This is a genomic window from Halotia branconii CENA392, from assembly GCF_029953635.1.
Taxonomy (GTDB): Bacteria; Cyanobacteriota; Cyanobacteriia; order Cyanobacteriales; family Nostocaceae; genus Halotia; species Halotia branconii.
In genome coordinates this window covers 4,846,737-4,871,888 of the sequence record NZ_CP124543.1, presented here as the reverse complement: position 1 = coordinate 4,871,888, position 25,152 = coordinate 4,846,737, and the positions used below count along the sequence as shown (strand labels likewise).

Annotated in this window: 25 protein-coding genes; 5 read left to right on the top strand and 20 right to left on the bottom strand. The window is 38.2% G+C overall.

The genetic code is table 11. The features are described from left to right. Positions 1-30 precede the first annotated feature (30 nt). The 7 genes from QI031_RS21390 to QI031_RS21360 form a co-directional block, all read right to left on the bottom strand. Positions 31-237, bottom strand: coding sequence for a hypothetical protein (locus tag QI031_RS21390; protein ID WP_281481646.1), 207 nt, complete (start codon positions 235-237; stop codon positions 31-33). 521 nt (positions 238-758) lie between these two features. Then, a complete protein-coding gene (gene sodB / locus QI031_RS21385) occupies positions 759-1,361 on the bottom strand; it encodes a superoxide dismutase [Fe] (protein WP_281481645.1) in 603 nt (200 codons plus the stop codon). 276 nt (positions 1,362-1,637) lie between these two features. Next, the gene (locus QI031_RS21380; protein ID WP_281481644.1) at positions 1,638-3,242 is read right to left on the bottom strand and encodes a bifunctional pantoate--beta-alanine ligase/(d)CMP kinase; all 1,605 of its coding nucleotides are present in this window, start codon (positions 3,240-3,242) and stop codon (positions 1,638-1,640) included. A 328-nt stretch (positions 3,243-3,570) separates the two neighbouring features. Next, a complete protein-coding gene (locus tag QI031_RS21375) occupies positions 3,571-4,671 on the bottom strand; it encodes a septal ring lytic transglycosylase RlpA family protein (protein WP_281481643.1) in 1,101 nt (366 codons plus the stop codon). Positions 4,672-5,764: 1,093 nt separating this feature from the next. After that, positions 5,765-5,935, bottom strand: coding sequence for a photosystem II assembly protein Psb34 (gene psb34 / locus QI031_RS21370; protein WP_281481642.1), 171 nt, complete (start codon positions 5,933-5,935; stop codon positions 5,765-5,767). Between the two features lie 105 nt (positions 5,936-6,040). Beyond that, on the bottom strand, positions 6,041-6,808 hold the full coding sequence (locus QI031_RS21365) for a TVP38/TMEM64 family protein (RefSeq protein ID WP_281481641.1): 768 nt from the start codon (positions 6,806-6,808) through the stop codon (positions 6,041-6,043). Between the two features lie 202 nt (positions 6,809-7,010). Beyond that, positions 7,011-7,745, bottom strand: coding sequence for a TIGR04283 family arsenosugar biosynthesis glycosyltransferase (locus QI031_RS21360; protein ID WP_281481640.1), 735 nt, complete (start codon positions 7,743-7,745; stop codon positions 7,011-7,013). Positions 7,746-9,232: 1,487 nt separating this feature from the next. Between QI031_RS21360 and QI031_RS21355 the strand changes: the two genes are divergently transcribed. The 4 genes from QI031_RS21355 to QI031_RS21340 all read left to right on the top strand — a co-directional run bounded on the left by QI031_RS21355 (position 9,233) and on the right by QI031_RS21340 (position 11,772). Then, positions 9,233-9,499, top strand: a complete 267-nt coding sequence (locus tag QI031_RS21355) for an NIL domain-containing protein (RefSeq protein WP_281486094.1) — start codon at positions 9,233-9,235, stop codon at positions 9,497-9,499. 148 nt (positions 9,500-9,647) lie between these two features. Further along, positions 9,648-10,274 carry an NIL domain-containing protein gene (locus QI031_RS21350; protein ID WP_281481639.1) on the top strand — a complete coding sequence of 209 codons (627 nt, stop codon included), beginning with the start codon at positions 9,648-9,650 and terminating at the stop codon, positions 10,272-10,274. A gap of 21 nt (positions 10,275-10,295) precedes the next feature. Continuing rightward, entirely contained in the window at positions 10,296-10,586 is a 291-nt protein-coding gene (locus QI031_RS21345) for an NIL domain-containing protein (protein ID WP_343217812.1), read from the top strand. Between the two features lie 166 nt (positions 10,587-10,752). Continuing rightward, positions 10,753-11,772: a sulfate/molybdate ABC transporter ATP-binding protein gene (locus tag QI031_RS21340; RefSeq protein WP_281481637.1), complete on the top strand. Its 1,020-nt coding sequence runs from the start codon at positions 10,753-10,755 to the stop codon at positions 11,770-11,772. A 183-nt stretch (positions 11,773-11,955) separates the two neighbouring features. Here QI031_RS21340 and QI031_RS21335 read toward each other — a convergent pair whose 3' ends face one another. Together QI031_RS21335 and QI031_RS21330 are read right to left on the bottom strand one after the other, a co-directional pair. Beyond that, positions 11,956-12,354, bottom strand: a complete 399-nt coding sequence (locus tag QI031_RS21335; protein WP_425525981.1) for a YidH family protein — start codon at positions 12,352-12,354, stop codon at positions 11,956-11,958. A 432-nt stretch (positions 12,355-12,786) separates the two neighbouring features. Beyond that, the gene (locus QI031_RS21330) at positions 12,787-13,578 is read right to left on the bottom strand and encodes a sulfite exporter TauE/SafE family protein (RefSeq protein ID WP_281481636.1); all 792 of its coding nucleotides are present in this window, start codon (positions 13,576-13,578) and stop codon (positions 12,787-12,789) included. A gap of 323 nt (positions 13,579-13,901) precedes the next feature. On the opposite strand from QI031_RS21330, the gene QI031_RS21325 reads away from it, so the two are divergent. Beyond that, positions 13,902-14,687, top strand: coding sequence for a phosphatase PAP2 family protein (locus QI031_RS21325; protein WP_281481635.1), 786 nt, complete (start codon positions 13,902-13,904; stop codon positions 14,685-14,687). Between the two features lie 341 nt (positions 14,688-15,028). Here QI031_RS21325 and QI031_RS21320 read toward each other — a convergent pair whose 3' ends face one another. The 11 genes from QI031_RS21320 to QI031_RS21270 all read right to left on the bottom strand — a co-directional run bounded on the left by QI031_RS21320 (position 15,029) and on the right by QI031_RS21270 (position 24,933). Then, a complete protein-coding gene (locus QI031_RS21320; protein WP_281481634.1) occupies positions 15,029-15,307 on the bottom strand; it encodes a HetP family heterocyst commitment protein in 279 nt (92 codons plus the stop codon). A gap of 164 nt (positions 15,308-15,471) precedes the next feature. Beyond that, positions 15,472-16,575, bottom strand: coding sequence for a T3SS effector HopA1 family protein (locus QI031_RS21315; protein ID WP_281481633.1), 1,104 nt, complete (start codon positions 16,573-16,575; stop codon positions 15,472-15,474). 190 nt (positions 16,576-16,765) lie between these two features. Then, positions 16,766-17,953, bottom strand: coding sequence for a phosphotransferase family protein (locus tag QI031_RS21310; protein ID WP_281481632.1), 1,188 nt, complete (start codon positions 17,951-17,953; stop codon positions 16,766-16,768). Positions 17,954-18,644: 691 nt separating this feature from the next. Beyond that, on the bottom strand, positions 18,645-18,878 hold the full coding sequence (locus QI031_RS21305; protein ID WP_281481631.1) for a hypothetical protein: 234 nt from the start codon (positions 18,876-18,878) through the stop codon (positions 18,645-18,647). A 154-nt stretch (positions 18,879-19,032) separates the two neighbouring features. Beyond that, on the bottom strand, positions 19,033-19,269 hold the full coding sequence (locus QI031_RS21300; RefSeq protein ID WP_281481630.1) for a hypothetical protein: 237 nt from the start codon (positions 19,267-19,269) through the stop codon (positions 19,033-19,035). A gap of 167 nt (positions 19,270-19,436) precedes the next feature. After that, positions 19,437-19,673 (bottom strand): hypothetical protein, encoded by a 237-nt coding sequence (locus QI031_RS21295; protein WP_281481629.1) that lies wholly within the window; start codon positions 19,671-19,673, stop codon positions 19,437-19,439. Between the two features lie 167 nt (positions 19,674-19,840). Next, positions 19,841-20,077: a hypothetical protein gene (locus QI031_RS21290; RefSeq protein WP_281481629.1), complete on the bottom strand. Its 237-nt coding sequence runs from the start codon at positions 20,075-20,077 to the stop codon at positions 19,841-19,843. A 167-nt stretch (positions 20,078-20,244) separates the two neighbouring features. Next, the gene (locus tag QI031_RS21285; protein WP_281481628.1) at positions 20,245-20,478 is read right to left on the bottom strand and encodes a hypothetical protein; all 234 of its coding nucleotides are present in this window, start codon (positions 20,476-20,478) and stop codon (positions 20,245-20,247) included. A 549-nt stretch (positions 20,479-21,027) separates the two neighbouring features. Beyond that, positions 21,028-21,246 (bottom strand): hypothetical protein, encoded by a 219-nt coding sequence (locus QI031_RS21280; RefSeq protein WP_281481627.1) that lies wholly within the window; start codon positions 21,244-21,246, stop codon positions 21,028-21,030. Positions 21,247-21,852: 606 nt separating this feature from the next. Continuing rightward, a complete protein-coding gene (locus QI031_RS21275; RefSeq protein WP_281481626.1) occupies positions 21,853-23,355 on the bottom strand; it encodes a M16 family metallopeptidase in 1,503 nt (500 codons plus the stop codon). A gap of 36 nt (positions 23,356-23,391) precedes the next feature. After that, positions 23,392-24,933 (bottom strand): M16 family metallopeptidase, encoded by a 1,542-nt coding sequence (locus tag QI031_RS21270; RefSeq protein WP_425526037.1) that lies wholly within the window; start codon positions 24,931-24,933, stop codon positions 23,392-23,394. Between the last annotated feature and the right edge of the window lie 219 nt (positions 24,934-25,152).

Genomic DNA, 25,152 nt, shown 5'->3' with positions numbered 1-25,152 from the left:
GATTTTGATGAAATTTCTATCAAAAAGCGTTTAAAATACTTCATCTTCAATGTCACGCCACCATTCACCCAAATTCATCAAGTCTTGGTGTATGTCTGCTAACTCGTTAGCGTAAGTGTCTGCTGAAATTAATTCTCGGCGTTCTTGTAATTTTTTAAGACGCAATTGCACTAATAACCAAGGTTTAGCAATGCTATTTGTTGCTTCCATGTATTGTGCTAATTCTTTGCTATCCATAAATTTTATTTTAATTTCACTACCTTTTAAGATACACTAGAAGGCTTACAGCAAATAAATTAAAAATAGTCACGATTATCTCGTGACCAAATAATTACTAATTCGTAATTCGTAATTCGTAATTTGTAATTCGTAATTAAACAGGACTTACGCAACGCCGATATTGTCATTGCGACCGGAACGCAGTGTAGGGAAGCAATCCCAGCGTTAGGATAGATTACTTCGCTATCGCTCGTAATGACGGAGTTACGTTATTTTTGCGTAAGTCCTGATTAAAGAGGGTACAAACCCGCACCAAATTAAAAATTGGTGGTTTTCAAGACGCTGGCAAGTTCGCTACCACTATGTTATCAGCGGTGGGTTCAGAGCAACCACTGATTGTAACTACGAATTACGAATTATGTTGACTAAGCTTTAGTAAAAAATGTAGGTTGGGTTGACGCAAGGAAACCCAACACTTTTATCGATGTTGGGTTGCGCTGTGCTTAACCCAACCTACTTGGACTACTCTAAATAAATAACTAAGCTTTAGCGTAGTTTTCAGCAGCAAATTCCCAATTTACTAGCTGGTCTAAGAAGTTCTTGATAAACGCTGGACGAGCATTTCTGTGGTCGAGGTAGTAAGCGTGTTCCCAAACATCTAAGGTTAGGAGTGCCTTTTTATCATGAGCTATGGGGTTTTCTGCATTTGGTGTTTTGATTACTTGTAGTTTACCACCATCATCAATCAGCCAAGCCCATCCACTACCAAACTGAGTTGCAGCAGCATTAGAGAACTCTTCTTTAAATTTGTCGAAGCTACCAAAGTCTTTATTAATCTGGTCTGCAAGTTTGCCAGTGGGTGTACCACCGCCAGCAGGTTTTAAACAATTCCAGAAAAAGGTGTGGTTCCAAACTTGAGCAGCGTTATTGAAGATTCCTGTCTTGGAGGAGTCTTTAAAGGCAATTTTGATCACTTCTTCTAACGGTTTATCGGCTAGTTCTGTACCATCAGTAAGCTTATTGAGGTTATCTACATAAGATTTGTGATGCTTACCATAGTGATACTCAAAGGTCTCGCCTTTCATGCCATAAGGTTCTAGGGCATTAAAATCAAAGGGTAGGGGGGGCTGTGAAAATGCCATTTTGTGAAATCCTCTCTTTACTGTTTTCCAGTTTAAAGCTGTTGCAAAAACCTAGGAAATGACAGGTTTTGTTGACAGTAGTTTAATATCCAAATTTCAGGATATAAAACTTAACGAGGTCATTCTACTATCAAAATGAGGATATAAGACAAAACGCCTTTGTAAATCATCCCAAAGCATAGGTGACAAGTTCAGCCTTTAGAGATATGGCTTTTATTTACGCTATGCGGGTCAGTTGTTAGTGGTCAGTGATGCACTGACAACTAACCACTGAATCTATCGTTGAGTTAACTGTTGCTGGTAGCTATTAATAATTTGTGCTGCAATTTCAGCCACGCTTAAGCCATCGGTTGGAACTTCAATTGCATCTGCGGCTTTTTGCAAAGGAGAAACTGTCCGAGTGCTATCTTTCCAGTCGCGTTCAGTAATATCTCGCTCTAGTTGCTCTAAACTAACTTCAGGCTGACCTTGTTTTTTAAAGTCTTGCTGACGGCGGCGGGCGCGTTCGCTGACAGAGGCGGTTAAAAAGATTTTGACTTCAGCATCGGGGAATACATGAGTACCAATGTCTCTGCCTTCGGCTACTAAACCACCTTTTTTTCCCCAGCTTTGCTGTTGTTTAACTAGTGCTTGACGTACAGCACTTTGGGCAGCGATCGCCGATACTTGAGATGTGACTTCAATTGTGCGAATTGCTTGGGTAACATCAATATCATTAACCCAAACTCGCACCGGAGATTGCAGATCATTACTAGGAGTCAGTTCAATTTTACATTGATTGGCTAGTTCTGCGATCGCACACTCATCGTCAATGGCAATATTTTGTTGTAATACTAACCAAGTGACAGCACGGTACATCGCTCCCGTATCTAGATAAACTAGACTCAATTCTGCCGCTACTCGACGAGCCACCGTAGATTTTCCGGCTCCAGCTGGCCCATCAATGGCGATGATGGGTTGGCGATCGCGCAAGATGGTATTATCTATCAACCGTGTAGAGCCAAGACGAGCTGCGATCGCAATCATTCCTTCCTCTGCAATTTTTTCTAAAGACATTAACGTAGTCGGTTCAACCAATTCAATATATTCCACAAATACAGTATTGACTCTTGCCACTTCTTGCTCTACCACTGCTATTAGCTGGCTGCTGTCACGCACACCTGCCTTGAATGCAGCTTCAGCTTGTTGTAAACCACGATATAATACCGTTGCTTGCTCTTTTTCTTGTGCAGTCAAATATTGATTGCGGGAACTTAAAGCTAGACCTGATGGTTCCCGCACTATGGGACAGGCAACAATATCTACTGGCAAATTTAAATCAGCCACCAGCCGTTTAATAATAGCTAGTTGCTGACCATCCTTTTGACCAAAATAAGCTCGGTCAGGCTGCACTAAATTCAAAAGCTTGGTCACAATCGTAGCCACACCCTGAAAATGGCCTAGCCGAGAACGACCACACAAGCCTGTTATCATAGCAGATGGAGGGATTACTTGTGTAACTTGAGATTCTTGTATACTCTTCGGAGGAATCCCCATTTCTTCCGGATTGGGTGCAAAAATTGCGTCCACTCCCGCTAGTTCACAAAGTTGTCGGTCTTGTTCTAAAGTCCGAGGATAGCGATCGTAATCTTCATTAGGAGCAAATTGCAGGGGATTGATGAAAATACTAACAATCACCGTAGAATTTTCTTGCCGCGCTCTTTTGATCAAACTCAAATGACCTTGATGCAAGCTTCCCATCGTTGGTACTAAGCCGACTGCCGTTTGATACCAGCTAGTTATCTCATCTAGTACTAAACCTTCTGGAAACTTTGGCTTGTTTTTAGAGCCACATTTAGTTAAATAGCAGCGTAAAGCTGCAACTGTTGTCAGCAGACGCACAAAATACCCCTAGTTCTTCTTGAGCCTCTCCCCCGTTAGTTTATATCTGAAACACAAGGAAGAGATAATTGAACTAGGGGAATTAAGAATTAGAGGCTAGGGAAGAGGCGGGGAGCAGGGGAAGCAGAGGGGCAGGGGAGCAGGGAGCAGGGGAGCAGGGAAAAGAAGCAGGGGAGCAGGGAGCAGGGGGAAAAGGAGAAAGATTAAAGATTAGGTACACATCTTTAAATTCAAGGCATTTTCTTAACTCACCGGTTGCTGAGCGTAGCCGAAGTGCTGCACCCCGCACCCTGCCCCAATTCCTCCTTCCCATGCCCTAATTAATAATTTATCGACCTAGGACTTCAATTCGCACGGGTGCAACACCACTGCTGATCATTCCTAAAATCCTAGCTGCACCAGCAGATACATCAATAATCCGACCCCGAATGTATGGGCCGCGATCATTGATTCGTAAGACCACAGAACGACCGTTGCGGGTGTTGGTAACGCGGACTTTTGTGCCAAGAGGTAAACTACGATGGGCAGCGGTCATGCCTTCTGGATTGAATCTCTCACCGCTAGCAGTTTGGCTACCAGAACCGTCGTAACCGTAATAAGAAGCCATGCCTTTAAAATTAAGCCGCACTTTGCTGGCTATTTGTTGCGGCAAATTTTGTATGGAAATTGCTGGACGTACTGGTAAGTCAGCAATTTCTTTGACGGGAGATGCATTACCTATGAGTCGCCGCAAACGATTGGTTGCTTGTAATGCATCTTCTGCAAGATTTTTGGTAGTACCTGCGAGGCGGGTATTTTCGTTAATTTCTACCAATTCTTGTTTATTGATTTTAATCGCATAGCGATCGCTTGGCTGTTGCTGGCTAGAGGAGCTTTTATTTTGAGCTTGATTAGCTGTAGCCTCGCTCTCTCCCTTCCAACTGACTGTAATTTGATCAGCAGCCACATTTTCACGAACCATCTGGTTGATTTTGGCTGCTATTACCCCAGCTCTTTGAACCGGGTCATCTTGAAGCGAACTAACTTGGTTGCTTGCATCCTTTAAACTGCCAACACTCGCCACTTTTACCGAGTTATCACTAGAAAGGGCGTATGATTGTACGCCCTTTGCATCTCCAACTACACCAACTTTTTTATTAACACTTGCAACAGGCTTGGAACTCAAAAAAGTGATAACTGGAATATTTTTGATAAACAAGGTTGCCGCCTGACGGCCTCCAATGTTGTGAGAATGGATGTTTGTAATCACAGCATCCGAGGTTGGTTTCCCTGCTGGGGATTGAAACTCACCTACCTTAACTACATCACTAACTGGTGATTTTTGCGAATCTGCAACACTTTCCTTGGTAGTTTGAGCGCGAACGACTGAGGGCATTCCCAAAACAGTCAGAAACAGGGCGACAATAGTCCACAAATGTCTTTGATTCATGCGTCCGATTTTAAAGCGACTGTAGAACAGCAGTTATTCGGTTCGTAGGATTCCTTTAGCCACTTGTTTGTGAGTGACACATCCTTTACAAGTCGAACTCGTTCTGCTTTCACTTTTTTATTTATTAACTGCAACAGACTAGCATGAACCTTTGAGCTTGGGGATCAGGGTTTTAGCGTAGATCTTATTAACTTCATCAACTTCAAGTTCTAATTTAAGGGGCAAAACCTTTCTCAAATGAGCATTGTGACTATGTAACGTTTTTTGCGTTTAGCAAAATTTTTCTTATCAAAACTTAATATTTTGGATAATTTAAATTAGCTGTAACTCTTCTAATAAGGTTTGTATCTTATACAACATATAATTTTTAAAAATATAATCTATAATTATTAAATATGTAAAGAAAACAAATCACTAAAAAGTGTAATTAATTTTAGTTTATTAAGTTTTAATATTTGGTTAAAATTGAGTTATATCAATACTTACCAATAAAATTATTTTTCAACAAACTAATATCATCAACATTGTTTTGGCGTTTTTAAACAAAAAGCACTTAAGTATATATGCTTAAACATACCCTTGTTTGAGTAACTCATATATCAAAAATTAACAGCAATCATCAGTAAAAAATTAAGTATATTTGTCGTTAACATTTTTGATACTCAAAGAAAAACATAGTGAAAAAGTACTCATCGAAGTGTGTAAAACGACTTAAAGATGTATAAAAAGACACTACTGTTACTGACATAAAGTAGTTAATTTAAGTATGAGTTTTCAAAGCAAGCGATCGCACGTTGAGACAAGATACGGGAAAGGTTTTAAAAACTCGTTGATTTTCCTTTGTATACGTAGTTTTATTTTAATTCTACCGATCTAAGGTTTTGACTTCCTCATTCACTAGAGATAAAGTGAGTTCTTGCAACTCTACATATTTAGTCTTGATTACTCTGTCTCTAGAGTGATGAGATGAGAGAGTCCCGTTTTAGCGAATTACCCCTACTTGTACTAATAAAAAAAACCCCGGCGAAACTAACCGAGGCGGGGAGGAAATCCAAATGACGATGAGAGATACCGATACAAAAACTCAAAAGTCTTAGCTAACGCTAAAAGCAACCAAAACTAAAGTGGTGACTATTAAAGTAGCAAACATACTTTGTAAAACGTATTTACGTTGTTCCCAAATTGCAGGGTACTCAGCATAGTAAACCTGGGGTTCAGTTGGGTAGTTGTTGAGAACGCCGTCTTCATTAGTGGTGGTATACATAAAATTATTTTCCTTTTTTTGTTAACTTATGTAACTTAATTTAACAATATTGTTACAAAGTGTCAACTAGGCTTGACAAAAAAATATGGATAGTTTTCATAAATTCTACTTATAATTCCTATTTGAGTGATTCTCAGTTTGCTCATGAGTGCTATCTACTGTTGCTACACTTTGAGCTAAGGCTTGACGAGCAATTTTTGTCATATATATAGTTACAGCAACGGTGGCTATCAACCCAACGACTTGCATTAGCCATTGCCAAATTTGGGCTTCTGGATTAGTCGGCTGATTAGATGTCATGGCTAAATTCCCGGCTAGAGAACCGAGGTAAACATACATGACAGTCCCTGGAATAATGCCGAATGAGCCTAGTATGTAGTCTTTGAGTGAAACTTGTGTAACTCCAAAAGCATAGTTTAGTAAGTTGAAGGGAAATAGAGGACACAAGCGAGTTAGCAGCACAATTTTCCATCCCTCTTTGGCAACTGCTAAATCAATGGCTTTAAACTGAGGATGTTTCTCAATCTGTTTAGCAACCCAATCACGTGACAGGTAGCGTCCGATGAGAAAAGCTAAGGTTGCGCCGATAATTGCAGCAATCAACACATAGACTGAACCCCACAACAAACCAAACAGACAACCGCCTTTTAATGTCAGCAGGGAACCTGGTATGAATAGTAATGTGGCTAAGTTGTAAATAACTATGTAAGCAATGGGGCCTAAAGCACCGAGACTATTAACCCAAGTGATTGAACTTAGTAAAATTTCTTGAATATTGAAGTATTTGGCGGCAATTATTAAGGTAGCAACTAGAAGACTTAATAGTAGTAGCTTGAGTTTATGATTGAATCCGAGCTTGTGCTTTGTAGTCATAATAATTAATGTCACGCAGAGACGCAGCGAAAAGTCGGAGCGCCGATTTCCGGCGATCTGAACTTTTCAAGACAGAGGCGCAGAGAGTATAGGGAGTTTTAATATATGAAATTTCACCCCTTGATGTAGCGATCGCTATAACTGTTAGGGCTGTTCCTTGATATACTACAAACCAAGATATGCTAAATACATGAAAAACAGCTTAAATTCTCTTAAGTTTTTCCTGACGATACCAATTACGCAGTCGCTGTGGTGAAACACCTAAAAAATAAGCAATAATGACTATTTGGTTAAGTAAAGTGGTTTTAACAATTCCCTTTTGCAACCATCTACGGGCTGAGGTGATAACTGGTACAGGGAGAATGATAATTTTTCCTATGCGCTTTAGTCGTCGTATGAGTTCAAAGTCTTCCATGATTGGCAATTCGGGAAAGTTACCAGTTTGTTGGAATACCGCTTTTGTAACAAAAATTGCTTGATCGCCATAAGGCATTTGCAGAAAATGCGATCGCCAGTAAACCCCTCGTTCTATCCATCGCAAACCCCAAGATGGATCGTTAATCTGCAAAACAAATGCACCAGCTACAGTTTTCGGCTGTTGTAGGGCTGTGCGAATCATCTGATCAAACCCAATCGGCAAACGGGTATCTGCATGAAGAAACAGTAGAATTTCACCACTAGCTGCGATCGCACCTGTGTTCATTTGAATAGCACGACTAGGTAAAGATGAGATAATTTTTATACCTAAAGATTGAGTTATTGCTACTGTATCGTCTTGTGAGCCACCATCTACGACGATGACTTCTATATTTGTACTATGTTGAGTAGTGGCGATCGCAGCTTTAATATTTTCTTGTTCGTTGAGAGTAGGAATAATTATAGAAATTTTGGCAGTATTAAGATCGCCCAGATCTTTGCTTTGTACCTCTACAGGCATAATAAATGGTTTTGTTAGTAGCTTTTGTTATGTTAAGCGATCGCTTGTCAAAAGAGGCAGGGGAGCAGGGGGCAGGGAGCAAGGGAGAAAACTGAAACGGAGCTTGTTACTCCACCCCAGCAAGAGCGCCCTAGAAGGGCGGGGCTTTATACCCATGTTCCGCCCTGCTCTACGGCTCTGGGCAGGAATTGCTCCCCCTGCTCCCTGCCCCTCCGCTTCTTGGTAACAATAAATATCCTTCTTCAGAAATTTGCGGTTTTGAAATTGATGATCTAAATTAGTGCTGAGTTGTGAGGATAATTTTATTAATGACAACGACACAGACTCATTCAACTACAAAAGATAAAAGATCTGCTAAGAAAAAACAGTCTTTTCCAGGCGTAAATATTGGTACTCCAAAAGTAGCACCTAGAAAGTGCAACCATTACCAGCGAGACCATGAGTTACTCAGTGACTGGAATCACGCTAGTTAGTTTAACTCAATATTTATGAGGTTTGATTGTATAAATAAACTATGGATTTTAATAATAAAAGTACGCAGTATTTGAGTAATTACTTGGGTAACTAATACTTGCTAATCAATAACTGTGTTGAGATAAATTTCTGTTTTTGTTAAGTTGTGGTTGCAGTAAGTTCGTAGTCAGGACTTTAGTCCTTAACTTGAATGTGAGTTCGACGGATTAAAAAAATCCTCTCTAAACCCTATCCATATATCCGAATCTTTGTCAACATTTGCAAGAGTATTGACTCACGTTTTGAGAACCCTGATTCGTTCATTCTCAATAAAAACGCAGTTTTAGCAAGAAGTCAACTAGATCTGTATTTCAAGCCACCACTGAACCGGAGTAAAGGTTTAATGGTGGCTTTTTGATGTAATCATCACATTCTTGACCGAAATTGTGATGATTACTCTTGCTATTTTATCTAGATAGCTGTAGTATCTATAATTAAATACAAAGTACAAATACTCGACCGACAAACTGTAGATTAAAAAAAGGAGCTAAAGTCAGTATGTAGCTAGATATTTTGAATCAATGGAAACGCACATCTTTAAAAAGCTTTATTTCGGTAGTAGATTATGGCGGCTGAAATGTTGTCCAAAAGAAATTTTTTGCAGATGGGGCAGTTTTTGACCAAATTCAAGCAAAGAAAAGACGATAAAACCTTTGGCATTAATTTAATACGATTGGTATTTACTTTTACTTTTGTTGTTTATCTCCTTTGATTAATGAATATATTTACGTAGAAAGGGAACGGGGAACACTTCGGCTACGCGGTAGTTGAGCGCAGTCGAAACTCAGTGCATCGCAGGAAAAAAGGGATTTAGAGGTGTACTGAGTTTTTTCTCAAAATCAAATACAGCAAATTTAATTTAAAAGAGGTACATTTCCCTAGTCTCTAATCCCTAGTCCCTAGCCCCTCTCTTCTTAAAAGACGTACTACACCCAACCGAGAAACGCTGTATGAGTCCTATATGTAATTTGGATATGCTTGCTGACAATCAGACTATTAACAAACAAATTCACTTGCGAATCCCCAAAAATTTTCATCAAGAACCGGTGATTTCTCGCTTAGTCTCAGACTATGGCCTGACTATCAATATTACCGCTGCAATTTTGGGCGCAAACGCTGTTGGTGACGGTTGGTTCGACCTTGATTTGCAAGGTACAACAGCACAAATAGATGCTGCTATTAATCATCTTCAAGAGATAGAACTAGAAATTTGGGACGAAAATAATATCAGTAGTTGGTGATTAATTGTTGTTTATATAGTAATCCGGTTTGATTCGGTGAATTTATTTGTATAGGTAGGGAACAGGAAACAGGGAACAGTTAAGAAGGGATAAATATGTACTGAATCGTGTTCAAAAATCAAATAGGAGTCCTATATTAACTATTTTTATGCCGCAACAAAAACTTCCTCAACTCACCCCAATTGATAGCCGCATTCGCATACCCCAACATTACCAACGGCAACCTTTAATTTCACGTTTAGTATCGCGCTATGGCGTTACGGTCAATATTACTGCTGCGATACTCACAGCAACAGACAACCACGGTTGGTTTGACTTACAACTCCAAGGAAATTCAGAACACATCTGTAATGGTCTGCTGTATCTACAGAATTTGGGAGTAGATTTGATGCAACTAAGTATTCCTGGCAATGTGCAGCATAATTTAAGTTTTAAGCCGTTTCCCAACCCAAGTAAAGAATTTGTACCCTTGCCAATACAGGAGCAAACTCAACCCTACCAAGGCTATAGTAGTCAATCTTATCGACTACGCTTACAAATTTGTATCTTGAAAGATTACTACCAAACACCAATCATCTCTGACTTAGTATCTTGTTATGGAGTTACAGTCAATATTATTGGGGCTTCATTGTTAGCTAATCAAGAGAATGATGGTTGGTTTGATTTGGATATTTGGGGTAAACCACAGCAACTTTTTTCTAGTTTCAATTATTTAAAAACATTAAATTTACCCATGTGGGTAGATGAATCTTCTCTACATGGGCATCTGATTTAAAGCAAATATTGCTATATGGCTATGGTTTCATTTTTTTTTGAAAGTAAAAGCATTACTCAATTGCGCGTGCGCTTGTATATTCCTCAATGTTACTTGCATGAACCAATTATTTCACAAATGATTTCTCGTTATAAATTAACAGTTAATATTACAGGAGCCAAGCAAGACCAAAATCTTTATAAGCAAGGATATTTCGACATTGAGCTGCGAGGTTATACGTCTCACATCAATCATTGTTTAAATTATCTGGAATCTTTAAATCTCAAAATTATTGGTAAACCAAATACAGATGGAGATAGTTGGTATTATTGAATTTTTTAGCTTTAAGTTTTTTTTGAAAAAGATATTTTGCATATAGCAAAAACTGTATTGTCTTTTTTATTTGAAAAATAATAAAATCAATTTAGTTAAAATACTTAAAGTCGATAGTAAAATCGTAGTTAAGCTGAAATCTAGCAAATTTAAAGAACAAATAATTATGAGTATTGTAGTTGAAAATGTTGCCAAGCATTACGGAAGCTTCCGTGCTGTTGATGATGTCAGTCTGGAAATTAAAACGGGATCTTTAGTAGCGTTACTAGGCCCTTCGGGTTCAGGAAAATCCACATTGCTACGCATAATTGCTGGGTTAGAAACACTAGATGCTGGTCAAATTTGGTTAGCTGGTGAAAATGCTACTCATGACAACGTACAAAAACGTAATATTGGCTTTGTTTTCCAACATTATGCGCTGTTTAAACACCTGACAGTGCGTGATAATATCGGTTTTGCGATGGATCTGCGTAAGCATCCTAAACACCAGATTCGCCAACGCGTTGAGGAACTTTTAGAATTGGTGCAGATGCAGCAATTTGGCGATCGCTATCCTTCTCAACTTTCTGGTGGTCAACGACAACGGATAGCATTAGCACGCTCACTTGCTGTTCAACCCAGTATATTATTATTAGATGAGCCTTTCGGAGCATTAGATGCTAAAGTCCGTAAAGATTTGCGGGTTTGGTTACGTAATCTGCATTCAGAAGTTCATGTCACAACTGTATTTGTTACCCATGACCAAGAAGAAGCAATGGAAGTAGCTGACGAAATTGTGGTGATGAATCAAGGACGGGTAGAACAAGTTGGGACTCCGGCGGAAATTTATGACAACCCAGCTACACCGTTTGTCATGAGTTTTATTGGCCCTGTGAACGTCCTATCTAGTAATGTTGGTATCTTCTCTAACAAAAGTACAACTTCTCTTAATGACAAAGTTTTTTTACGACCACATGATATTTTGATTAATAGGAATGCCGACGATAATACAATTTCTGCGATCGTCGATCGGATTATTCATCTTGGTTGGGAAATTCGTGCAGAGTTAGTATTGCGGTCTGGTGAAATGCTCAATGCTAATCTTAGTCGAGAACAGTTTTTTCAGCTTCAGCTAGAAAAAGGGCAGCATGTCTACATCAAACCGAAACAAACAAAAGTGTTTGCTACTGCTAACGGTTTGAGTTAGGAGTGCTGAATATTGGCTATAGAAACCGGGTTCATGTAAAATCCGGTTTCCTAAATATTTAAATTTCTTCTTTATCTAAAAAATTTCATTTACCAAGCTGCTTTCACTATAAGTTTTTTAGATGAGGTGATTCTTCACTTACTCAGTAGATGTAATGTTGGATGGTGAACACAAAGAAAAAGGTTACTCCAGTATAAAACTATTCAAATAATCTAGAGGAACCGTGAACACATAGTATAGTACTCCTCCACCGAGTAGAACCACAGCTAAACTCGCCAAAAGTATCCAACGGTCTGGCGGTTGGTAGGTATCCTCGTCAATGTCTCGGCGAACAGCAAAATAATGTTGAGTTGAAAGTACTACTGTTAATACCCCTATTAAAGCAAATGCTAAACCCAACTTCCAGCCATTACCAGGAGGTTGTGGTGCTAATGGAGGCCGGATAATCCGCAACCTCACAATCAAAACACCAAAACCCATAAGCGAAATACCACTCCGCATCCATGCTAAATAAGTACGTTCATTTGCCAAATGATCCCGAACCCGATCTGATCTGTATTTTTTTGTTTCTAAGTTTTTCACTTCTATTTTGTTTACTTCTATTGTTATAAAATTTACGTGGTCAAGTAAATACTAAGAATTTTGTTTAATTTTTATTTGTTTAAATAAATAAAGTTACCTCTATAGTTGTCGATTTTATTAAACTATGTTTATTATTTTAAATAATAACAGATTATTTTAATTTCATGTTTAGATTTAATATTAATTAACCAGTTTTTTTGAACACGAAATCATATAAATTGAAAACAAAAACTAATTATAAATAAAAAAGTCATAACAATACTGACTCTTAATTTTTGACTGACAATTCTTGTGATTCAATCAGTACTAGTTTCTTAATCATTAATTTTCGCGGTAGTGATTCATGTATCAAGCGCGGCTTGCAATTTCTACTGAATTTATGGTTATGCAGAGAACAGAGAAATAAAGTGTGTAATTAATTTTATCAAGTCTTTAATAAACTAACTTTAAGCTTACCATCATCAATATAAAATAAATTATAAACCGCAGTGGTTTTTGCGGCGCAATTTGACAGATTTTAGCTCCTAATAATACTCCTGGTACTGAGCCAAACCATATCGGTAATACTAAACTCCAATCAACTGTTCCTAAAGTGAGGTGTCCAAGAGCAGTAAATAGTAAGAGAATTGCGGCTTGGGAAATATCTGTACCAACTAACTTTCGTGCATCCAAACGAAAAAATGCAATCAGCACCAAGGCAAACATAGAGCCAGAAGCAACACTTGTTAGACCCACAACACAGCCCAAAAATGCTCCTACACTTACCGTTTTTAAGCGTCCTAGTTGAGTGGTTAAGTCAAATTTGGGAAGTTCAGGTAATTGAAACTCTGGAAAAAAGGTCAACAGCAACATTTGCACTAACGCCAAAACTGTGACTAACAAAATCGTTACACCCAACAAATGCAGCGTAATGTTGTTCAGATTATGTTCAGCCTTGAGTTTAATCAAGTGCAGTATTCCTACTCCCAACAGAGAACCAGGAACACTCCCCCACGCCAACCATTTCACCACCTCTCTATCAAGAGTTTGTTGCTGCCAGTGCTTAATGCTACCAACGATTTTCATTAACGTCGCTGCAACAACATCAGAACTTATTGCTACTGCAGATGGTACTTGAAAAACAAAAATCAACATCGGAGTGATGAGAGAAGCACCACCGATTCCTGTCAGACCAACAACAATACCAACTAGAAAGCTGAAGAGAGGCAACAATAAAAAATCCATACTCCTGTCCTTGACCTGGGTTTTGCGAATGTGGCTTTGTTTAGCTGAAACTTAAAGACTGGTTATAACGGCAAGTTTTTAATGACTGCTGGGAAAATCTCATAAATTACTAAAAATTGATCGACTTACCGTATTTTAAAATTCAAAATAATAAAAGTCTATATTGTTATAAAAGATGAGTAAGATGTTTGTATTTATTTATACTGAAATTTTAGCCAACTTTTCACAAAATTGACTTTCAGCGAAGATTTGCAGTCCAGTATTAGACTAGATAATAGTATTTCAAAAAACTACATTAATTACAGCGCAATACCGTATTTGATATGGCAGAGTCAGAAAAAGTCAACGACGAAAATCAAACATTACCGCAAAAGCCGCGATTGCCCATCGGGTTTATGCAAAAATTGTTAATTACCCATTGGCGCTCTTTGTTGCTGCTGTTCGTGGGGATATATTTACCACTGCAAATTTTTGGACTGCTGGCGTTAGAGGTGAGGTACAACGAAGGTGGTTTTCCTTGGGATTTACCGATTCTGCTAACGATTCACTCGATAGCACAGCCGCATCTGGATGTATTCGCCGTGATGTTGACAAAATTTGGTTCTTTTTGGATTGTATTACCAATTCTGAGTGCGATCGCCCTTATTTTACTACTGCAACGTCGCTGGCGATCGCTCACCTATTTACTCATCACTGCTACTGGTAGTGCAATTATCAACCGCACGGGTAAAGAATTTTGGCATAGAGTGCGTCCCGATTTATGGAACTCAGTTGCACCAGAGTTTGATTACTCATTCCCTAGTGGCCATGCTATGACAAGCATGACGTTGATTGCTATTTTGGTAATTTTAACTTGGGATAGTATTTGGTGTTGGTTGACAGTAATTTTGGGTAGCTTATATATCTTGACTATTGGCTGGACACGACTATATTTAGGAGTACATTTTCCTAGTGATATTGTTGCAGGTTGGATGGTTGCGATCGCTTGGGCAATGGGGGTAAGTTTAATTATTCGACCATTATCAAAATCAGCCAATATTATCAGTCAAAAACCGATGAGTGAAACGAAGTTACTTCCGCAAGAACAGCAGTTGCTAAATAATGAATGAGGTTTTTGAGTTTGTATACTTACGTAATATTAAAACAAGTTACTTATACCGTTTCACTTTAAAGTTGATACATTTGGGCAAGCAGGGGGAGCAGCACTTCGGCTACGCGGCAGTTGAGTTTCGACTACGCTCAACTACCGCGCAGCGCCGCACTGAGCCTGTCGAAGTGTCGAAACTCAGTGACCGGAAGCAGGGGGAGTAAGAAAAGTAATTTGTATCAATAATTTCGTGAAATGGTATTACATATAAAAACTCCGTCCCTTCATGGGTGGAGTTTTGTCAGCAGTCAGCGTCTCTGAAAGAGAAGAAGTAGGTTTACCGTCGCCTTTTGATGAGTGAAATTAATTATTATCTATTTGATTTTCTTTGATTTCGATATTAAAATCATTCAAGTTTATTTGAGCAGTTTTATGATTATTAATATTGCCTAATATAAAATTATTTTTTATTAATCTAATATAAGTACGATAAGATATATATTTAAGAGGGTTATAGCCAAGAGAATGCAGAATTAAAACACAAGCCCAGGAATACTTTCTCGCAATGATCGCTTTGAGAATATCTTGCCATTCTTCATAACTGATCGTAATATTTGAAGGTTGGTAAAAATTTTCATTCATTATGCCAACTCTAATGCAACAATTTTAAACTACTGATAATTTATCTTTACTTTCCCAACTCAACAATTTTTTTATACCATTTTGGTATAGAGCATTGATAAATTGGTAACTCTTTCTTTTGCCCTATTTTCAATGCCCTATGCCCATAATTAATATTGTTTTTTTTAAATTTGTATGGGAGTGTAAATATCCTCAGAATTGGCATTCAAATAAGGACGCTGTAATTCAATTTCATGTAGCAAAAAATGCTGTAAAATTGATGTTATCCGACTTGTTGGTGTATCATTTCCTTCTAGCCAAGCATCAAGTAAACCATTAGCAATTATTTGGCAACGGTTAGTACCAAAACTTTCTTGATCGCCAAATTTGCGGTTAGGTTCTTCAGCGATCGCTAATCCTGGTGCTATTAACTTAGTAAATAAAGGTACAGATTCAGAAAAATGAAATTCGTATTCTGCATATACCCTTTCTAATACTCCGTGGATAGCTTCATAGTTGCTTTTATCAAAATAAAGTACTCCTGAGTCATAACGTGTATAATCTGTAGGATTGTATAGCACTTTAAATGAAAAAGGAATATCCAAGGCATTGAGTTGGACTGTTAAGCAATCCATGACTGCAACTGCACCTTCAGGACTTAAGTTGAAATAGACACGCACGATACTTTGATCGCCTTGGGAAACGCCTAAATTCCCCACTGCCATATAAAATCCGTTTTGTACTATGTTTTTGGGCATTTTGATTGCTACTAAGTTGCCAATAGCCACAGACCGATCTTGTGGTTGCAAATGATGGGCGCGGTCAATGTGCAGTGTTAAACCATTTCTCTGCACTGCTAAAGTGTCATCTGTTTCTTCTCTAACTACTAACCAATCATGGCTCAAATAGCCTTCACTTCTGTTGTTTTGATGTAGGCGATCATAAAATGCTAAATCTACACCCAACAAAGTGTTATTTTCTAAATTTTGATTCAATGCTAAATTCGTGACTTCTGCACTAGATTCTAGGTTAGGTTTTAAAGAGCCATTATAATAAACACCATAAAGAAAACTACGCAATTGTAAACTTAAAAATTTATTCTGGAGATCTAAAGGTAATTGTCGAAATCGAGAAGCAGCAGCTTCTGGCACTTCCAAGGGTTTGTAATCTGGGTGCTTAATGCAGTAGTGAGATTCGATCTGCACTTGATGAACAATGTTTTCTAATGATGTCTGCAATGATTCTGGAACGTCTTGCATTTGGCTTGCTAGTGAATTTAATAGTTGCATGTGTACTTACCTATGAGTTAAAAGTTATGCAAAAATGAAGAGAGGGAAGCCTGATTAACTGACAAGTCCTTCCGGGACGGGAACAGTGAAAGAACTAGGGAGCGAATATTGGGTACAAACCCACGCCACTAGCTGCCAATTTTAATTATGAGGATTCCTCTGTTGCCTGTTGCCCGTTCCCTGTTCCCTTTTAAACAGGAGATAAGTTTGTGTTAGCGAGGGTTGATGCTTCCATGCCAAAAATTGTCGGAATTGATGCTTTTGGACGACATAGTAAACTCTTGGCAACTTGGAGCATACAAATACCTGCATTCCCAAAGGTTTTTTCGTATTGGAGTTGTGCTTGAATAGCTCTAATCAAAGCTAAACCGCAAAATTGCATCACTCGCTCCAAGAAATCAGGACGACGCTCTATAATTTCGGGGAAGTTAGCTAAATAAGCAATAGCTAGTGCCGCAATTGAAGGCTGAAGTAAATGTAGAGGCACTGTAGCGAGGCGTAAAGATTCTTCGATCGCGATCGTATTACTAGTAACCAAACTGTGTAACCAAATTTGTAGGTAGCTAGCAATTAATGTTCCTAAATCGTTAGCAGGATCTCCCCATGCGCCGCGTTCCCAGTCAATTAAGCGAATAATGCTGTTTGCTGCTAGTCTATTGTGCAGAAGTGCTTCTTGCCAACTTAAAGATAAAAGAATATTGTTTAGCTTCAGGTCATTATGGGTTAGACAACAAGGAGTGAAAGCAGTACTTAAATCTGCGATCGCTTTTCCTAAACTGTCATAACGTTGATAAAGGGCAAAGAATTTTATACCGTGGCTAGGAACCATACCAAAAACTGCTGGAGTGATTCGCTCTAAATCACGAGCTAAATTAGGAGTTTGCTGACTAACTGCGTCTTCAGTGTTGTTGAAGAAATCTTTGTAGTCTTGACGATCAACAGTTAAACGATGAATTGATGCCAGAGTCGCTCCCACAGTCATTGCAATTTCGCGGGGAAAGTAATTTTCCGTAGCATAAAACTCTGACAAATCACGATAATCGTTGAGATAATTGAAAATAATTATTGAGTGTTCAGCGTTAAAATGCAATGCTTCCGAACAACATGGGTAAATTTGGCTTAGTTCTGAGAAAGTGTGTAAAAAATCGTGAACTCGCCATTCTTGCAAAAATTCACCGACAGTTTTGCCTTCTCGATTATAGCGCTCTTGTTTTACTAAAAGCTGGCGATCGCTGGGCAGATTTAGTAATAAATTAAAGTTCTTGGCTGGTTTAAGGTCAATATGGCTCAACGACTTATCTTCTTGAGTACATAGACCTTGAGAAATTAAATAGTCAAAAACATTTTGAGAACTCAAGACAAATGGTGGTGTAGGCATAATTTTAGACCGATTATAAACATTAATAACTAAATTTTGTAGTCTACTTTAAAGTTTTTTTCGGGGATTAAAAAATATCAATACACCATAATCAGGTTTAAAGATAATCATACAAATACCTTCTATTAAACATTGTATTTAGGTTGTAACAAGATAAAATATCAGAAAAACAATTTAGTTATTACTATTCACTATTAAATAACCTTACAATCCACGTAATACTGTAAATAGCAGATACCGATATTGCGGCTTCAATAAGCTTCATCATCATGTAGTAACTTTGGTCAAAAGTGTAGTCTTGACCACCGTATATATATTTAGAATCATCGTTCAAGTGGGTCAAGGATATTTCTGAATCAGCAGGATGTAGCTCAGAAATTATAATCTTTGCCATTTACTTAATTGAGTCTTTGCAATTATTCATGTGAATACAGTTTAATTCTTGAAATCAGTTAAGAAAATTTCTGATTTTTATCATAGCTAATAACCGAAAACAAAAAGTAAGTTTTTAATGATAAACAGCTATAATTTACTTTCATATAACTGGTTAAAGCTAAATAAATTATCAATTATTGAAGATGATTGACTCTCAGAGTTTATTAATAATTTATAAACATTACATTGATTGCAATGATTAAGTTTAAACTCTAGAGAGTCATCTATTTTTTGAAATTAACTAAAAAGCTATTTGTTAGACTTTATAGTCATTACTGAACGACTTAGCTATAAAAGCAATATGACCAATGGCATAAGTATCGACCCAAGCTTCAGCTAATTTTGTTAATCCTGACATGTCGCTAACATAGCCACCATAAGTTCCACCAAAAACGAAATCTACATCATTCATTTCATTGAGGAAACTTTCGGAATCTTGGAACAGTTCAGAACCAGCAGCGTGTAGTTCAGAAAGAGTGATATTTGCCATAATGTACTCCTAAAATTCTCTTTGTAATTAAAGAAACTATTGATTACTTCATCTGATTGACTCTCAGGATTTATTAATAATATTATGTTGAGCACCAAAATTACTTTCAATCCCTAAAGAGTCATCTAGCTTTTGTAGTTATCTACAAAACTATTTAGTATCCATAGCCATAGCCATCACTAAATGAATGAGCTAAATAACCAATATGACCAATGCCATAAGTGTAGACCCAAGCTTCAGCTAACTTTGACAAGCCTGACATATCGCTAACGGAATTATAAGTACCACCAACGATGGAATCTACATCATTCATTTCATTGAGGAAGCTTTCGGAATCTTGGAACAGTTCAGAACCAGCAGCGTGTAGTTCAGAAAGAGCGATACTTGCCATAATGTACTCCTAAAATCCTTGTTGTAATTAAATAAACTGTTGATTGATTAATCTGATTGACTCTCAGGGTTGATTAGTAATCGATAAAATTCATGTTGATTACAAAGATTACTTTCAATCCCTAGAGAGTCATGTCATTTAGCTTTTGTAGTTATCTACAAAGCTATTTAGTATCCATAGCCGTAGCCACCACTGAATGACTTAGCTATATAGCCAATATGACCAATGCCATAAGTGTAGACCCAAGCTTCAGCTAACTTTGACAAGCCTGACATATCGCTGACATAGCCATAAGTACCACCAACGATGGAATCTACATCATTCATTTCATTGAGGAAGCTTTCAGAATCTTGGAACAGTTCAGAACCAGCAGCGTGTAGTTCAGAAAGAGCGATACTTGCCATAATGTACTCCTAAAATCCTTGTTGTAATTAAATAAACTGTTGATTGATTAATCTGATTGACTCTCAAGGTTGATTAGTAATCGATAAAATTCATGTTGATTACAAAGATTACTTTCAATCCCTAGAGAGTCATGTCATTTAGCTTTTGTAGTTATCTACAAAGCTATTTAGTATCCATAGCCGTAGCCACCACTGAATGACTTAGCTATATAGCCAATATGACCAATGCCATAAGTGTAGACCCAAGCTTCAGCTAACTTTGACAAGCCTGACATATCGCTGACATAGCCATAAGTACCACCAACGATGGAATCTACATCATTCATTTCATTGAGGAAGCTTTCAGAATCTTGGAACAGTTCAGAACCAGCAGCGTGTAGTTCAGAAAGAGCGATACTTGCCATAATGTACTCCTAAAATCCTTGTTGTAATTAAATAAACTGTTGATTGATTAATCTGATTGACTCTCAAGGTTGATTAGTAATCGATAAAATTCATGTTGATTACAAAGATTACTTTCAATCCCTAGAGAGTCATGTCATTTAGCTTTTATGGTTCCCTACAAAGCTATTTAGTATCCGTATCCGTCACTGCTGAATGATTTAGCTATATAAGCAATATGACCAATGCCATAAGTATAAACCCAAGCTTCAGCTAGTTTTGTCAATCCTGACATATCGCTAACGGAATTATAAGTACCACCAACAATGGAATCTACATCGCTCAATTCATTGAGGAAACTTTCAGAATCTTGAAATAATTGTGAGCCAGCAGCGTGTAGTTCAGAAAGAGCGATAGTTGCCATAATTTACTCCTAAAATCCTTGCTTTAAGTAAGTGAGGTATGCAGTCAATCAAGCTGTCTTTGCTTAACTGATACTGCAATTTTTATTCATAACAATTGAATAAGTCAAGCTTAAAAGTATGTTTAAAAAGACATAAATAACTGCTTTGAGTCTTTTTAAACCTTTCATTTGCATTTATTAAATTAATTTAAACTAATAGTAAAATTGGCTTATAAATAGCAACCTAATTAATACAGATCTAATACTTTTGTTCTACAAAAGTTATGAGCTAATAATTTTTAAATCATTGCCAATAGTGTCTAGACCAAACATTTTTTGCAATCATCAATTGAATCGGTATTAGTTTATTTTTAATAAAATCGATTAAAAACCTGTGCTATTGAGCTTATATTCACAAAAATTCTGTCTTTTCAAACACAACGACCAGATTATTGAGTTTAGTAAGCAAAAATCAATCATTCGTGAACAACAAGATCCCCGGCTTTTTTGAGAAGTCGGGGATGTGAGCCTCATTAAATTTAGAATGCAAAAAAAAGTCAAAAATTGTAATCAAAATAATCCTGATTGCTGAAATTGGCTCCGTAGATTAAGCATTGTTTGATCTATTTGTGAACTCAGATTACCAAGAATATTATTTACATTGCCAAGGGTATTTGTTACAGCTTCACTTGCACTTGTGGTATTGGTTGTATTACTCACTCTACTTGTGTTTTGGGTACCATAAACGTCACCGTAACCATAACCGTAACCACCCTCCACAGATTTCATTTCTTTAAAACTGATATCATTAAGTAGATTTCCTTCACTAGTAAAATACAAGTTAGAGATTATTATTTTCGACATTTTTTGTTTCCTCAAGCACAGTAGTAACGATAAAAGTCCTATACAGGCTTAGACTAAAAATCTAAGATCACTATCTAATATTATGTAATGTAATTTTATAAGTTCAAGATTTTAGAGATATTTTTCAAGACATAAAGAAGGTAATTTTGCCTTTAATGATGAAAGTTTCTAGTATTAATAGTTATATTGTCTGACTTGTTCTTCCATAAAAATAGAGACGCAATTAAACCAGTAAACAGTTAACAGTTGTCAAAGCGTATAGTTGTGTATTTAAACCAGTTAACGTCGAAGTAGTAGAAACTCAGTGCATTGCGGGGAACAGACAACAGGGAATAAAGAAGAAAAGATATGAGATGTACTGAGTTTTTTTCAAAAATCAAATACTAGTACTCTGTCACATCAACTTTGCAAAGTTAATGTGAAAAAGTCCAGTTCTTTTCTCCCCCTGCTTCCCCTGCCTGCCTCCACCTGTCATTTTTGGGTTGACAAACCACTATTTCTATATGTTTTTTGACTGTCAACTGTTAACTGTTAATTTTTTACCTGTGGTTGCAAATCAGGAATAGTCACATCTATCGGTGTTACTTGGGCGGCTAGCTGTGTTAATGGTGGTTGAATGGCAGTTTGATTGCCCACCACTAAAGTTACTAGGTTTTCTGGCTGGAGGTATTGCTTGGCTACTCGCTGCACATCAGCCGCTGTTGTTGCAGCTACGCCTTTTTGATAGCGAAATAGAAAATCAGCTGGGTAGCCGTAATATTCGTAGCGCATCAACCGTGATAAAGTTTGAGCAGGGTCTTGAAAGTTGAATACAAAAGAATTAAGCGTAGATTCTTTAGCAAAAGCTAGTTCTTTGGCTGTGACTCTTTGAGTTTGGGTGCGTTTAATTTCAGTTTGTAAGGCTTTGACAAACTGCACAGTTGCATCAGAGCGTGTTTGTCCGCCAGCAATGAACATGCCAGGATAATCAAAACGGGGACTCCATTGGCCATATACAGAGTAAGCTATACCTTGACGCGATCGCACTTCATTAAACAAGCGTCCACCAAAACCATTTAATACCCCATTCAATACATCCAGCGCTGCATAGTCGGGATTGTTAAACTGTCCGCCTAAATGCCCAATCAGTACACTGCTTTGAGTTAGTTGCGGCTGATTTACCACAAAGACACCACCTGTTTTAGCTGGCGATATTTCTGACAACTGGGGTTTAGTAATTTTAGGGTTACGCTGCCAATCGCCCAACTTAGCTTGAATCAGCGATCGCATTTTCTGAGCGTCAAAATCTCCTACAATCCCCAAAATCATATTATTGGGATGAAAATATTTTTGGTAGAACTGTACCAAATCTTCACGGGAGACTTGCTCGACTGTGGCATACTCTACCGTGCGAGCATAAGGGCTATCTTTGCCATAAATTAACTTCTTAAACTCCCGACTAGCAATCTCATTAGGATCATCATTGCGGCGGGCAATACCACCCTTGGCTTGTGTCTTAGCCAAGTCTAGCTTTGATTGAGCAAATACAGGCTGCCTTAACACCTCAGCAAACAGCCCAAAAACCGTTTCTAAATCTTCGCTGAGTGCCTCAAAATTAGCACTACCTGAAGTTTCACCAATATTAGTTTCTACAGATGCCGCCCGTTGTTCTAACATCTCATTAAGTTGATCTGGCGAATGCTTCTGAGTACCACCAGTCCGCATCACCTCGCCTGTAAACCCAGCCAACCCAACTTTTGTTGATGGTTCCAGGCGACTACCTGTCCGTACTATCGCCGTTCCATTTATTAACGGTAGTTCGTGATCTTCCATTAAATACACAACCAAGCCGTTTTGTAAAACAAACCGTTCATACTTGGGTAACTTGATTTCTGGGAGTGGTGCAAACTGCAACTCTGTATAATGCTTAGCCTCTGCCGTCGCCGCCAGCGAAAAATCAAACGTGACAAACAAACAAGCAAAAGCAGCAATCAATGCATAAATCAGCCGCTTACCATTTTGGATTTTGAACACCTTCACCTTATACCTCTGCATATCTCTCTTCCTCTGCGCCCTCCGCGCCTTTGCGGTTTATTTATCTTTCGACAACAACTTGCCAATCGTGCGATTTTCAGCTGTAAAAGTTTCCTTTGCCACTCGCTGAATATCAGCAGTTGTCACCGCCGCTATTTGATCTAATTGCTTAAACAAATTCCGCCAAGAGCCAGTTTTGACCTCATATTCCAGCAATTGCTGTGCCATCCCCATATTAGAATCGAGGCTGCGTAACAAACTTGCCCGTGCTTGGGTTTTTACCCGCTGCAATTCAGTCATAGTCACAGGTTCAGATTTGAGTTTCTCAATTTCTTGGCGCAAAGCCACTGCTAACTGATCAACCGTGTGACCAGGAGCTGTGAGAGCATAAAACAACATCAAATTAGGGTATTTATCCCCTGGAAACCCGCTGAAACCTTGAGCATTTAATGCCAAGCGCTGCTCTTCTACTAAAGATTTGTATAGCCGTGATGTGCGTCCATTACTTAATAAACTACCAATAATTTCATAAACCGCATTATCTGGATGGTTAATCGCCGGACGATGATAACCTTCTAAATACCAAGGTTGAGAAGGCAATTGTAAAGTAACTTCCCGTGTTTGTTTTTGTGGTGGTTCTACCGGAATTTGAGTTACAGCTTTGGATTTTGTCTGAAAGCGACCAAAATAAACTTGCGCTAGTTTTTTCACTTCAGCCGGGTTAACATCTCCAACAATGGCGATCGTTAAATTACTGGGTGCATAGTAGTTGTCAAAAAACTTCTTGACATCATCTGGTGTGAGGTTGCGGATATCTGCGTCATAACCAATTACCGGACGTTTGTAAGGATGGACTTTGTAAGCTGTATCGATAAATTTCTCCACCATCAAGCCGATGGGTGAATTTTCTACCCGCATCCGTCGCTCTTCTAAAATGACATCTTTCTCTTTATAAAACTCCCGAAATACAGGATTAAGAAATCGGTCTGATTCCAGAGACATCCAAAGTTCCAACTTATTAGCAGGAAAACTGTAAAAGTAACGGGTGGCTTCTGTTGAGGTATTGGCATTTAAACCTACACCTCCGGCTTGTTCGACAATTTGCCCTAGTTCATTTTGTTTGACTAGTTTGGCTGCTTGCAATTCCACTTGCTCAAATTCAGCTTGTAACCGAGTCACCTGATCTTTTTGACCATCGGCTTTTGCTTTTTTAATTTGAGTATCTAACTGCTGCAATTTCTCTAGTAGCGGTTTTTCTGCCTTGTAATCTTTTGTACCGATGCGTGTCGTGCCTTTGAATGCCAAATGCTCTAAAAAGTGAGCCACGCCTGTTTTACCAATTGGCTCGTCTACACCACCGACATCCGCATAAGTTAAAAAAGAAACTACAGGGGCTTGATGTCGTTCCAAGACAATAAACTTCATGCCATTTTCTAGACTAAACTCCGTTAACTCCTTGATTACCCGATCTAGATAAGGTTGAATGGAGCTTGGTTCTGGTAAGGTTGGAGTTGTGGTTCTTTGAGTGGGAGATGCAGTCTGAGTTTGTGCTAGCGAGACTTTGGGAGTTATTCCGCACCAGAAAATTACTACTGCCATCGACACTGCTAACAACCGACGCAACATTACAGACGTGCGATCGCACCAATGCAAAATCCTCAATTCTAAATCCCAAATTGAACAATTGGGTTGATTCATAAGCGACAATAAAAGTAAAGTTCTCCTAACTTAAGAGATAAACTGTTTGCTCAACAAGGCATTAATCTTGTATTAAGCTTTCTATGCTTTTTGTACTTGACGTTAGACAATAATGCTACA